This is a genomic window from Paenibacillus sp. E222 (assembly GCF_013401555.1).
GTDB lineage: Bacteria > Bacillota > Bacilli > Paenibacillales > Paenibacillaceae > Paenibacillus.
Window position 1 is genome coordinate 6508510 of sequence record NZ_CP058552.1, and the last position, 12782, is coordinate 6521291.

Annotated in this window: 14 protein-coding genes; 6 read left to right on the forward strand and 8 right to left on the reverse strand. The window is 45.0% G+C overall.

Features of this window, described 5'->3' with window-relative positions:
- Positions 1 to 6 precede the first annotated feature (6 nt).
- The 3 genes from sufC to HW560_RS28810 all read right to left on the reverse strand — a co-directional run bounded on the left by sufC (position 7) and on the right by HW560_RS28810 (position 2323).
- Entirely contained in the window at positions 7 to 789 is a 783-nt protein-coding gene (gene sufC, locus HW560_RS28800; RefSeq protein WP_090895331.1) for a Fe-S cluster assembly ATPase SufC, read from the reverse strand.
- A gap of 371 nt (positions 790 to 1160) precedes the next feature.
- A complete protein-coding gene (locus tag HW560_RS28805; protein ID WP_090895329.1) occupies positions 1161 to 1736 on the reverse strand; it encodes a DUF1802 family protein in 576 nt (191 codons plus the stop codon).
- Positions 1737 to 1861: 125 nt separating this feature from the next.
- Positions 1862 to 2323, reverse strand: a complete 462-nt coding sequence (locus HW560_RS28810; RefSeq protein ID WP_079345979.1) for a Dps family protein — start codon at positions 2321 to 2323, stop codon at positions 1862 to 1864.
- Positions 2324 to 2621: 298 nt separating this feature from the next.
- Between HW560_RS28810 and mtnK the strand changes: the two genes are divergently transcribed.
- Positions 2622 to 3839, forward strand: a complete 1218-nt coding sequence (mtnK, locus tag HW560_RS28815) for an S-methyl-5-thioribose kinase (protein ID WP_179265293.1) — start codon at positions 2622 to 2624, stop codon at positions 3837 to 3839.
- A gap of 44 nt (positions 3840 to 3883) precedes the next feature.
- A complete protein-coding gene (gene mtnA, locus HW560_RS28820) occupies positions 3884 to 4957 on the forward strand; it encodes an S-methyl-5-thioribose-1-phosphate isomerase (RefSeq protein WP_179265294.1) in 1074 nt (357 codons plus the stop codon).
- Positions 4958 to 5136: 179 nt separating this feature from the next.
- Here mtnA and HW560_RS28825 read toward each other — a convergent pair whose 3' ends face one another.
- Positions 5137 to 5439 carry a YunC family protein gene (locus tag HW560_RS28825; protein ID WP_017689545.1) on the reverse strand — a complete coding sequence of 101 codons (303 nt, stop codon included), beginning with the start codon at positions 5437 to 5439 and terminating at the stop codon, positions 5137 to 5139.
- A gap of 233 nt (positions 5440 to 5672) precedes the next feature.
- Here HW560_RS28825 and HW560_RS28830 point away from each other — a divergent pair, with 233 nt between their 5' ends.
- Positions 5673 to 6251: a hypothetical protein gene (locus HW560_RS28830; RefSeq protein ID WP_090895321.1), complete on the forward strand. Its 579-nt coding sequence runs from the start codon at positions 5673 to 5675 to the stop codon at positions 6249 to 6251.
- 149 nt (positions 6252 to 6400) lie between these two features.
- On the opposite strand, the gene HW560_RS28835 is transcribed toward HW560_RS28830, so the two are convergent.
- Positions 6401 to 6784 carry a DUF423 domain-containing protein gene (locus HW560_RS28835; RefSeq protein WP_090895318.1) on the reverse strand — a complete coding sequence of 128 codons (384 nt, stop codon included), beginning with the start codon at positions 6782 to 6784 and terminating at the stop codon, positions 6401 to 6403.
- Positions 6785 to 7063: 279 nt separating this feature from the next.
- Between HW560_RS28835 and HW560_RS28840 the strand changes: the two genes are divergently transcribed.
- Together HW560_RS28840 and HW560_RS28845 are read left to right on the forward strand one after the other, a co-directional pair.
- The gene (locus tag HW560_RS28840; protein ID WP_179265295.1) at positions 7064 to 7540 is read left to right on the forward strand and encodes a hypothetical protein; all 477 of its coding nucleotides are present in this window, start codon (positions 7064 to 7066) and stop codon (positions 7538 to 7540) included.
- Between the two features lie 120 nt (positions 7541 to 7660).
- Positions 7661 to 8509: a DegV family protein gene (locus HW560_RS28845; protein ID WP_179265296.1), complete on the forward strand. Its 849-nt coding sequence runs from the start codon at positions 7661 to 7663 to the stop codon at positions 8507 to 8509.
- A gap of 139 nt (positions 8510 to 8648) precedes the next feature.
- On the opposite strand, the gene pdaA is transcribed toward HW560_RS28845, so the two are convergent.
- Together pdaA and HW560_RS28855 are read right to left on the reverse strand one after the other, a co-directional pair.
- Positions 8649 to 9428, reverse strand: coding sequence for a delta-lactam-biosynthetic de-N-acetylase (gene pdaA / locus HW560_RS28850; protein ID WP_109999594.1), 780 nt, complete (start codon positions 9426 to 9428; stop codon positions 8649 to 8651).
- Between the two features lie 156 nt (positions 9429 to 9584).
- The gene (locus HW560_RS28855; protein ID WP_090895309.1) at positions 9585 to 9983 is read right to left on the reverse strand and encodes a hypothetical protein; all 399 of its coding nucleotides are present in this window, start codon (positions 9981 to 9983) and stop codon (positions 9585 to 9587) included.
- Between the two features lie 148 nt (positions 9984 to 10131).
- On the opposite strand from HW560_RS28855, the gene cysC reads away from it, so the two are divergent.
- Positions 10132 to 10770 (forward strand): adenylyl-sulfate kinase, encoded by a 639-nt coding sequence (cysC, locus tag HW560_RS28860; RefSeq protein ID WP_090895306.1) that lies wholly within the window; start codon positions 10132 to 10134, stop codon positions 10768 to 10770.
- A 109-nt stretch (positions 10771 to 10879) separates the two neighbouring features.
- On the opposite strand, the gene HW560_RS28865 is transcribed toward cysC, so the two are convergent.
- The gene (locus HW560_RS28865; protein ID WP_179265297.1) at positions 10880 to 12781 is read right to left on the reverse strand and encodes an ABC transporter ATP-binding protein; all 1902 of its coding nucleotides are present in this window, start codon (positions 12779 to 12781) and stop codon (positions 10880 to 10882) included.
- Between the last annotated feature and the right edge of the window lies 1 nt (position 12782).

The following is a 12782-nucleotide window of genomic DNA, read 5'->3' on the forward strand; positions in this document are numbered from 1 at the left end:
TTGTCTTTACGCTTCTTGACCTACAGTTTCATCTGTAATTCCCAGCTCTTCCTTAACCCAGTCATATCCTTCAGCTTCCAGACGGTGAGCCAGTTCAGGTCCGCCAGACTTCACGATACGACCTTGCATCATTACGTGTACATAGTCAGGAGTAATGTAGTTCAACAGGCGTTGGTAGTGAGTGATGATCAGGAATCCGCGATCTTCGCTCTTCATTGCGTTTACACCGTTTGCCACGATTTTCAGAGCATCGATATCCAGACCGGAGTCAATTTCATCGAGTACTACAATTTTTGGATCAAGCAGCATCATTTGCAAAATCTCGTTCCGTTTTTTCTCACCACCGGAGAAACCTTCGTTCAGGTAACGGTGAGCAAACTCAGGATTCATGTCGAGTTCTTTCATTTTACCTTCCATTTGGCGAATGAACTTGATCAAAGAGATCTCGTTGCCTTCACCACGACGTGCATTGATTGCGCTGCGCAGGAAGTCAGAATTCGTTACACCAGCAATTTCACTTGGGTATTGCATAGCCAGGAACAGACCTGCACGAGCACGCTCGTCTACAGCCATATCCAGTACATCTTCACCATCAAGTGTAATCGTACCTTCTGTTACTTCATATTTAGGGTGCCCCATAAGTGCAGAAGCCAGAGTTGATTTACCAGTTCCGTTCGGACCCATGATTGCGTGGATTTCTCCACCTTTCATTTCCAGGTTGATGCCTTTTAGGATTTCCTTACCTTCGATCGTCGCTTTCAGACCTTCAATGACGAAATTCGTAGCCATGTGTATTGTTTCCCTCCATTGATTAAATTGATGTTTACTGTCGAAAACGAAAAAGCACCTATTAATATCTGAACAGGGCTTCCCCTGAATTTCTCCTGTACTCCAATCTCCAAAGCAAGAATCACTTTAGAATAATTCTAAACTGATTCTCAATGATTATCAAGTCATTTCCTAAGAACTCTTGTCCCTTACAGGAAACATTATTCTATCTGATTCTATAATAAAAGCAAGATTGAATCAAATGACAAAACTTCTTCGTCATAAATAGACAGTGAGAAAAATCACAGGGATTCAATCTTTTATCCAATCTGCTCCTCTCAACCGAAAAAGGACCTATCCATATCATGGACAAGTCCTTTCGATAAATAACATTACATTTTGAGCGTCTCGTTAATCTTCTGTACCTGTTCGTCAAAATCCGCAACGTCCACCACCGGCGTCATTTCGCACGGCACCGAACCATTCGGAATGGAAATCCATGAACGGCATCCGTTGTATTCAGGTAATACGGGAATCTCCATCGGTTCTTTTAAACGGTACACTCGGAGTATCAATACATGGAGTGGATCTTTGCGTTTCCACTTTAGGCGGTCTTCGGCAAAATCCGCAGTCCACATATGAAAGTCAAGAAGTCGATCCAGCATCTCCTGATCTCTGATCTCCAAATCCTGTGTCACCTCAGCATACGCTGTGAGACGGATCGTCGAAGCTTCAGGCACCCAGTCGGCCAGTGATTCCTCAACATAGAAATGATCAGAGGACTTTATCAGTTCTTTACGCTGATGTTCATAAGTCGGATACAGATAGAACGCTGGACTTTTCAACTCAAAACGTCGGGTTTCCTCCACAATCCCGCCTTTGCGCATCACCATAATCTGGCGACCCGTTTCCAGTGCTTTGATTGCGGAGGCCCATTCTTTTAATGCGGGTACAGTTGTGCCTATCATAAGTTCTCCCCCCGAAGTCAGTCTTGTCAGCAGTATAGACGCTGGGCGCTATCCTGACAACGTGAAAGTTAGGGTGGAGTAAATGTATGTTTATAAGGCAGCAAACTCGGTAAGTGAAGGTGGAATCAGCCCAAGAAAGAGCGAAGCATCCACATATGTTTCTCCAGATCAGCCTTGAAGCCTGTCAGCATATCGGATGTTGGTTGATCTTCCGCAGCTTCTGCCACTTCAATACCTTCTTGGTACTCGTTCGATAATGTAGCAAAATCCTCGATCAGATTCTGTACCATTGTGTTGGCATCTTCGCCACCAGCGGCCTCTTGAATGGAGGACAACTCCAGATATTCTTTCATTGTAGCTGCAGGGCTGCCTTTGAGGGTAAGAATGCGTTCAGCGATTTCATCCATTTGTACAGTCACTTCGTTGTAGAATTCTTCGAATTTCACGTGCAGCGTGAAAAAGTTAGGTCCTTTTACATACCAGTGATAGTTATGGATTTTAACATACAGGACGTTCAGGTTTGCCACCTGACGATTAAGTACTTGTTCCACCGATTTTGCTTGATTTGTTTTGTTTTTTGTAGCCATCTTAATCCCATCCTTTTATTATAAAATTAGTCTGACATTCACTTGATTCAGGTCAACCTGAATGTAAATGACAGAGATTTAACATTTCGGCACCACCAAGTGGTGGGAAGCCTTGTCGGCGGTTTCTGTCAACCGTCCGGCCTATTTGTTTTTACCCGTACACCGGAAGTTCGAAACAAGTTCGGCATAGGCTGTCTCAAAAAAAGGGTACAAAAGCACAGTTATTTCCGATATACTGACATATACCAAGCAAAGAAGTGGGTTTTCCTGTTTCTTCATATATATGGAGGTGGCATTCTTGTCCCAATATCGCCCTTTAACACCCCAAGATGCAATCGAACTGGCCAAAACAATACCGGGTCCGTTTGAGGCAGATGCGAATCTGGAATGTCGTGAGATCGGTGACGGCAATCTGAATTTGGTCTTCCATATCACGGATCAGAACTCCGATAAAAGTATCATTATCAAACAAGCTCTTCCTTATGCGAAAGTGGTCGGAGAATCATGGCCATTGTCTCTGGTACGTGCCAGAATTGAACGGGAAATCCTGCAGGAAGAGCATCGTTTATGTCCGGGAATGGTGCCCGAAGTGTACCATTATGATGATGATCTCGCCTTAACCGTGATGGAGGATTTGAGCGATCATGTGATTATGCGTAAAGGCCTCATCGATGGCGGAACATATCCTCTTTTTGCAGAACATATCGGGGAGTTCATGGCGAGAACATTGTTTTTCACATCAGATCTTGGCATGAACCAGCAATTGAAGAAAGAGAAACAGGGCAGATTCGTCAATCCGGATCAATGTAAAATAACCGAGGATCTGATCTTTGATGAACCGTATCGCATTGCGGAGAAAAATAATTATGAGGCTTCCATTGAAGATGAGGCGGAAGCACTTCGTACAGATGGAGAACTTCATCTTGAAGTAGCTTTGTTGCGTGAGAAATTTCTCACCCATGGACAAGCCCTACTTCATGGTGACTTGCACACAGGCAGTATTTTTGTGACACCTGAATCCACGAAAGTCATTGACCCCGAATTTGCCTATTTCGGTCCAATGGGATTTGATGTAGGAGCCGTGCTTGCCAATCTGCTTCTCCACTACGCCTCGCTGCCAGGTCGAATTCAGGAGCAGAAGGCTCTTCATGAGCGTGAAACGATTTTGCTGGATATGGTTCGTGACGTGTGGACTGAATTCGAATCCCGCTTCCGTGGTTTGTGGACTTCCGACCTGATTGATCCTATGGCTAAGGCGCCTGGATACCAAGATCATTATGTTCAACAATTATTCAGAGATTCTGCTGGCTTTGCTGGCGCGAAAATGGTCCGCCGTATTGTTGGACTTGCGCATGTCGCAGATATCGATACGATTGAAGATGCAACACAACGTGAATGTGCTCAGCGCAAAGCGTTGGCAATCGGTAAAGCACTTATCAAGCGTAATCGCAATCTGAATACCATTGGTGAACTTCTAGATACAGTAGCTACAGCGGTTACTTCTATTAAAGCCTGACTCAAAGAATGATACGGCTTAACTCAAGGAACGGAGGAACATCCATGACAACCCCTGAACATCAGCCTCTGTCCTCTCTTATATGGAAACAGGACAAGCTTGAAATGCTTGACCAGCGTCTGCTGCCTGAAACAATTCTTATGCTGAAACTATACACGCCCGAAGAAGTATGGGAATCCATCCACTCGATGAAAGTACGCGGCGCTCCCGCCATCGGGATTGCTGCTGCATTCGGCGTCGTACTAGGTGCCAAAGCATATGACGGACTTGCCATACAAGGCTGGCTGGATCACGTAAAATCCATCTGTGCTCACCTTGCCACTTCCCGTCCAACGGCTGTTAACCTGTTCTGGGCGCTGGATCGCATGATGCAAAAAGCCAGTGACCTCGCTGAATCCGGTGCAAGCATCGAAGATAGCAATGCTGCTCTCGAAGCGGAAGCTCTCTTGATTCAGAAAGAAGACGAAGAAGTTTGCCGCCTTATCGGTGAAAACGCTCTTCCTTTGTTCGCAGACGGTATGGGTGTACTTACCCACTGTAATGCAGGCGGACTTGCAACCGCAAAATACGGAACGGCGACTGCACCGATGTACCTCGCTCACGAGCGCGGCATCAACCTGAAAGTATTCGCAGACGAAACCCGCCCTGTCCTTCAGGGTGCACGCCTTACGGCCTTCGAGCTCCAGCAAGCTGGTATTGACGTTACCTTGATCTGCGACAACATGGCAGGCATGGTCATGTCCAAAGGCTGGATTCAGGCCGTTATCGTAGGTACAGACCGCGTCGCTGCCAATGGGGATGTAGCTAACAAAATCGGAACTTACAGCGTAGCGGTCCTTGCCAAAGCGCACAATATTCCATTCTATGTAGCCAGCCCGCTGTCCACCATTGACCTGTCTACACCATCCGGAGATCTCATTCCGATTGAGGAACGTGCTGCGGAGGAAATAACCGAAGGATTTGGTAAACGTACAGCACCGCAAGGTGTAAAAGTATTCAACCCGGCGTTTGATGTCACTCCTAATGAATATGTAACGGCCATTATTACGGAAAAAGGCGTTGTTCGTGCTCCTTTCAAAGAGAATCTGTCTGCCTTGTTCGCCAAGGATGAATCTTAAATTAATGGAAGTATGTTTTATCGTTTGTGTAGGATGGTGTACAAAAAAAGGCTTCCCAATGGGGAGCCCTTTTTTTGTAGTTGCAGATGTATTCGACGTTGAGATGAGTACTGGTGTCACAAAAGTCGACTTTGATAAAGGGATTGATCATCCATAATCATCTGTAATCACCCTTGGACTTAGATCATCTTGAGCAATGCTTCTACACCCGTCATGCCAACCGTAATGCCCATAGCTTCGGCTTCCGTGGTCACCGACTCCATAGGTGCATGCAGCAGCTGTTCCAATGTGCGCACGCCAACCGCCCGAGCTGCAATAATTTTGCGATCCCCAAGCTTCTCATTAAGTAATCCCACATCCAGTGCTCCGCACATGATATATCCTTTGGATGTATTAATCGTCAGTAATGTCGTTTTGGGCAGCTTTACCTCTACCCCGACCAGAACATGTTCTCCAACCACAATCGGCTCCATCGTCACCATAATTTCCCGATACACCTCCTCGTTCCGCAGGTCACGATAATTGTATGCCTCATTCTGGATAGCGGTGTGGACACCTGCGGAAAAGGATTGGAAATGCATATGGTTTTACTTGAATTGGCCTAAGGGGTTCCCTCATTTTCTATGTCTCCAGCACTATGATTATTGCCATTTTAATGATATAGTGTATTGAAGCATGTTTTTTGCTGACATATCTTTTAACGGGGCTGGGATGAATGAAAGAAACCTTATCCAACGAAGAAGAAATCGGCTTTTTATTCAATGTCGATATTCTTATTAAGAGCCGCTCGAATGCATTGGCACTGCAGTCCCTGTTGGAGTTCATAAACAAAGAGGAACAAATTGCGGACTTCCGGATTCAATCCGGCATAGAGCTTGGCAAAATTATTGAAGTGACACTGCAGTCCAAAAAGGACTCATTCGCCTTTCTTCATAAAGAAAGAAAAAAATCACAATCCAATGCAAGACAAAAAAGCACATCACCAAATCAAGCGACGGCTTCAACCGTTCCAGTCACACCACAAAGTGAAATCGATACATCTGCTTCCCAGAAAGCTCCTTCAACTGAAGCATCCAACACTACCAACGGAAATTCATTCGATGTATGGATTGATACCCTTATCAAAGAAAACCGTCTTACTCGGATCGTTGTGAACAACAAAAATGGCAGGCATCAGAGCATTCCATGCCGCATTTTGAATTTTGATCGGGATACCAGTGTTGTAAGCGTCTACCATGTGGATGAAAAACAAGTGTATACGTTCCGAACCAATGAAATTGATGAGTTTCTTTAACTCCATGAACATTCAAACGAAAAGCAACTTACGGGGGAATTCCATAACATTTCCCAGGCAAGTTGCTTTTTTAGGTGTTCATTCACGTAACAATGAGTTGGCACATCGTTAGTTATCCTTAATCTATGCCCAAGCATTGTAAATCATCATTAGCGATCTTTTCCACGTTGCCATACGTCTATTGCTAATAACAACCATCCGACAATAAAGGCTACCCCGCCGATTGGCGTGATGGCTCCCCATATTTTAATACCTGAAATACTCAGTACATACAAACTGCCCGAGAATATGATAATTCCGATAAACAGCAGGCGTGCTGCCCACTTGAGCTTGGTAGAAGGTCCAAGTTGACCCGCTGTAAGACCAATAATGAGCAATCCGATTGCATGTATCATGTGGTACTGCACTCCGGTTTCATACACGGCTATGGCATCTGCACCAATTTTTTCCTTGAGCATATGTGCACCAAACGCACCAATAGCTACAGAAAGCATTGTCAGTACAGCACCAAGCATCATCCATTTCCGTTGCATTTGCCTTCTCTCCCTTAATTCATCTCTCAACTATTCATTTTAACGAATCCTTGCAGTGTTTACCAGCCAGCTACGATGTGAAGGCATTTATATGTCTGGTTATATATACTTTGCTTCCCTTTAGCCTCAAAATCGACGAAAACTGGCGTGAAACCTTGATTTTTATCGATTTTTATGGAAAAGTAAAAAGGAATGCCTTCATTCTCTTGATGGGAATCATAATACCCGGATTAGGTTAATTACACTCATGACCACGATTAAGGGAGGGATAAACCATTTATGGATAATCAAAATAACCAGAATCGTCACCATCCTTATCAATCCGGTTCCGCTGCGGATTATTCAGATCCCAATCATGATAATTTGTTTACACCTTACCCCTCCGACCTGAAAGATCCATCCATGGATCGATTGAAACATTCCGGGCCTGGTATTGCAAGTTTTGTGATTGGATTGGTCTCAATCATTGGTTACATGCTGACTTTATTTATTGCTACGATGGCTATCAACAGTGCAGTTCGCGTCGTAACCACACCGATTCAAGTGGAAGAGATTGCATTACATCCAGCAGTTGTTCTGGCTTCTCTGGCTGTTCTTGTTTGTTTGGTTCTTAATCTCGCCGGACTCATTCTCGGTGTGATTGGGCTAATTCTCAAGAATCGAAAAAAAGTCTTTGCTATCATCGGAACCATTCTCAGCGGAGTCATGATTCTGGCGTTTGCAGTACTTATTATTGCTGGTATCTATATGATGTAAAAGCTTATATCCGCTTGACATTCATTCCACAAAAATGATAGTGAAGTAACACTAATCCACCTCAACTGGATTCATATGATCCATTCTATTGCCAAATTTTCGTATCCAAAGGAGATTGACATGTCGCGAATTAAAATTTTCACGGACAGCACAAGTGATCTGGCCCCAGCATGGATCCAGCAGCACGATATCGGTATCATCCCTTTATATGTCGTGTTCGGTGAGGAATCACTGAAGGACGGTGCTGAAATTAAGCCGGAACAGCTCTATGAACGTGTAAGCAGAGATGGGCGTCTGCCCAAAACGGCTGCACCTTCACCTGCTGATTTCATGACGGCATTTCAACCTTACATAGAACAAGGGTATGATATCTTATATATCAGCTTGTCCTCTGAACTTTCGTCAACTTACCAAAATGCAAGATTGGCCAGTTCCGAATTTCCGGAAGGCCGCATCTCTGTCGTGGATTCTCTGAATCTTTCTTCCGGGATTGGCCTAATGGTCATGAAGGCAGTTCATGCAGCAGAAAAAGGGCAGAGCCTGAAGGAGATTACACAACTCGTCGAAGCCATCAAACCGAATGTGCGGACTGAATTTGTTATCGATACGTTGGAGTATTTATACAAAGGTGGACGCTGCTCTGGCATGCAAAACCTGATTGGCAGTCTGCTCAAAATTCGTCCCGTCATTCGTGTAGCCGATGGCAAGATGTCTCCTGCGTACAAAGTCCGTGGCAAACGGGAAAAGGCGCTGGAACAAATGCTGCAAAACACACTTAGCCATAAGGAACAGATTGACCGCGATCTCGTTATCGTTGTGCATACCATGGCCGAGGAAGACGCGCTTGATTTACAGAAGTCTCTGCAGGAGCAAACCGGAGCACGAGTGGAATTGACTACGGCTGGCTGCGTTATATGTAGTCATTGTGGTCCCAAAACGATCGGCATTATTTATAACACAGTTCTATAAAAGTCCTTTCATCACACAACATGTTTCCTTAATAATTAGTATTACGTCCGTTAAAACCATCAAAAATCAAGCCAGAAAGGGCATCCCAAGCTATTTATCCTAGCTCAGGATGCCCTTTTTCGATGGTAACCATGTAACCTTAATAACTTTTTGTTTTCAGGTCATTCAAACTTTTGAACGCATAGCCTTGCTTACGTGCCTCATCAATAATGGAGGCGAGCGCCTCCGTGTTATCCTTCGACACAGAGTGAAGCAGAATGACTGCTCCCGGATGAAGCTGTTTCAGAACTTGCTGACGTGCATAATCTGTCCCACGTTGCACTTTGGTATCCCAATCTTTATAGGCAACGGACCAAAACACATTAACGTAACCTTGGGCGTGGCTCTCTGCAAGCGTCCGATTGTTAAAAATGCCACGTGGTGGCCGCAAGAAGGTCGCTTGCTGTCCAGTCAACCGATTGACCTCAGATCGTACCTGATCAAGTTCTGTTCTTATTTTTTCATTGGAAACTCGGGTCATATCGGGATGGCTCCAGGAGTGGTTACCCACAATATGGCCTTCTGCCGCCATTCGCTTCACGAGCTCAGGCTGGTCTTTCAGATAATGGCCGGTGACAAAAAAAGCAGCTGGCACTTTCTTATCACGCAGAACATCCAATATAGCTGGCGTGAACCCATTTTCATAGCCGTTATCAAACGTTAGATACAGCTCTTTCTGTTTCGTATCCCCCAGGAAAATGGCATCGTTATGCTGCAATATCTCCTTAAATCCTTCCTGATCAATGGAAGGCAACTGTCCGTTTTGGCTTTTTTTGAAGCCAAAATGATAAGCTCCATTTATTGGCGATGCTTCAGTATGTGCCGGTAATATACCGAACGTCAATACAGCCAGCAGCATGTAAAGAACCATTCGCTTCATTGCTATCCGCTCCTGTTCCTGAAAAATTCGGTTTGTCGTTTCCTAGCACGAACACCTTCAGGTAATATGCCACAGGAACAGCTAATGTATGTAAATTTCGATTACAGATCACTTCACATACATACACCAATGGGACCCCACTTCTCATTACTTGATTCAAAACCGTTTATTATCTCGCTCGGGATGATGAAACAATTCAAGTAAAGTCTGAGGTTTCCCACTGGAAGCCAGCCACTCTCTAACCATTTCTATAGCACGTGTCTGACCGTCACCACTATCCCGCCAGGTAAGCAGCTCAATAACTTTAATAATCAGGGCAGACATATTATGGTTATCATGTTCAGAGCGATCTGCCCGCAATTTATGATATAGAGCCTCCTGCTCCCAATCCAGCAAAATCTCGTCACCAATGGTAGGCTTCATCAAGGTGTATGCTCTACCACATCCTGAACAGCGAACCGCACTGACCTGCTCTTGAGCAAAGATTACCTGGATATCCTGATCGCAATCCGCGCACTGGAAATAAACCTTTATGTTGTGTATGTTATTGTTCATGTTGGTGTTCCTCCTGCTATGTATGTACTACATCTATACCCGAATTGTCGTTGCTTCACGCTAAATTCCGCCAAATTCAGAAGGTGCTATAATCTTGTAAATATGTTAAAATATTATACATATCATAAGTAGGAAGAGGCGGATATTCATGTCGAAGGAAGAGCGTAACATTACCTGGCAGCAATCCAGCTTAAACAGGCAGGACAGGGAGAAACATAACGGTCATCGCAGTCGTGCCTTATGGTTTACCGGCTTATCCGGTGCAGGAAAATCATCGCTTGCATTTGCCCTGGAGCAGTACCTGTACGAAAAAGGGGTTCATTGTTACGTACTTGATGGGGATAACGTACGTCATGGACTGAATCGGGATCTTGGATTCACGGCCGAGGATCGGCAAGAAAATCTGCGCCGGATTGGTGAAGTATCCAAGCTGATGGTAGATGCCGGGTTATTTGTTCTTTCCGCCTTTATCTCGCCAGATGCACAAGATCGGAATAAGGTTAAACAGCTCTTTGAAGCTGATGATTTCATTGAAATTTATGTTCGTTGTTCGATTGAAGAATGTGAACGACGTGATCCAAAGGGACTTTACAAAAAGGCGCGCAGCGGTGCCATTCCACATTTCACAGGGATTTCGGCCCCTTATGATATTCCAGAAGATCCTACACTGATTATTGATACCGAAGAGCTGTCCATCGAAGAGGCCGTGCAAGAAATTGTGCAGCATCTGGAACGTGTTGGTGCTTTTCAGCTGCCGAAGCCTGTTAGCAATGCCATCGTTCACTAATTGAAAATGGCAATCATATTGAATTACTTCCCTATTACATATACATCAAAGGCGCTGCCTCAAATGGCGCGCCTTTTTGCTTTGTTCATTTCCGGATTTACCGAGAAACTCATTGCCCCACCACACCCGCCTGCATATTCAACAGTTTGCTGAACGTGCCCACCGGATCAGTAGACAATTGCTGATAACCCCCTTGTTGGATAACCCGGCCCTCATCCAATACAATCACTCGATCCGCTGTTCGAATGGTGGATAAACGGTGGGCGATAACAATAACGGTAACATGCCCTTTCAGGCGCTCAAGGGCCTCATGAATATGCTGTTCGTTCTCACTATCCAACGCACTCGTCGCCTCATCCAATATTAATACAGAAGGGTTCCGAAGCATGGCGCGGGCAAGCACCAAACGCTGACGTTCACCGCCAGATAAACGAATGCCCCGATCTCCAATAATGGTATCCAGTCCTTGCGGAAGTTTGCGGACGAACGTTGCAGACGAAGAAAACTGTAATGCCCGCCACATCTGCTCCTCGCTGGCATTTGGGTCAACCAGGCGCAAATTTTCACGAATGCTCGTATGGAACAGAAAAGGGTCCTGAGAGACATAACCAATTGAACTCCTCCAGGCTAACAATCGATTCTCGGTTAACGGCACCCCATCCACCAAAATCTGACCGCTCTCCGGACGAATGAGGCCCATAATTAGATCAATCATCGTGCTCTTCCCAGCTCCCGACTTGCCTACAATAGCCGTCATGCCTTTCGCAGGGATGGATGCATACGCTTCGAATAATGAGTAGGAATCACTGCCTTCGTAGCGATAATTGACTTGCTGACACTCGATGGACTCCTTAAGCACCAAGGGTTCAATAGGCGGCACATCGCCATATTCCTGCTCATTCGGCTTGACCTGGGCCTTCATTCTAACTGATCGTGGACCGGGAACCGTTAGCTCCTGATCGTATGGTTCACCAGCATTAACCGTTTGCTCGCTAATCTCACGGCTTTTCTCAGTCTCTGTCTGTAACTCTCTCACAATCTGAAACGCGGGCAGCATCGAACTCATATACTCCAGATTGGATTGAATGGATGTGAATCGTGGCCACAACCGTGAAAAGATCAGAATGATGAGCAATAAACTTGCCGGAGGGACAGCGAGCACATGTAGAGATAAATAGATAAAAGCAGCAATAATGACCGCCGCCGATATTCGATGAATCAATTGTGTGCCGCTGTTCAACTGGCTGAATTGAATCACGTTACGTTCAATCCGCCCACACATACGTTCAAACCAGTGAATATGTGATTTTTCGAGCATATTGCTCTTAATATCCTTGATTCCGTTAAAGTGTTCTGTAATACCGTTATAATAGCTCTGGGAATATTCCGACGTCTGATCACCAATCTGTTTTGCCCGTTTCACGAATTTTCTCAAAACAATAAACAATACCAATCCGCACACCAGAACTAGGGTAGTTAACTTGGCAGACAACCAGAAGGCCAGGCCGATTTGAATGCCGGTAAAGATCAAGGAAGCCGCCATTTGCAGCATAATATTCGTTCCTTGACTGACACGGGCAAGTTCGGTCGTTAATATATGATTAAAATCGGATTTTCGTTTTTGGAGAAAAAAAGACCACTGCGCCATAATGATGGCACGATAGGTTTCCATGCGCAGCGTTCGAACAAATTGCTGCTGAATGCGAGTGTTGCGAATCGTCTGAAGACGTTGTAGCCACGCCTGTCCAGAGACAATAAGGACAAAGGTCAGCAGCACCAGCAGCAGACGGCCATTTTCCGGAAAACGATTTAAAAATTCAGATATCCAGGGTAAATTCAGACCTGTTGAACCCATTTCAAAAATACCAATAAGACTTAACATCGGAACGAGCATATATATGCCAATTCCTTCCATCAGACTGATGCAGATCATGCCCAGCAGGTTCCAATACAATACTGGGCCCGTTACACGATGCAGCTTGCGCATAAAAAATTGCAGTTCCGAAATCATA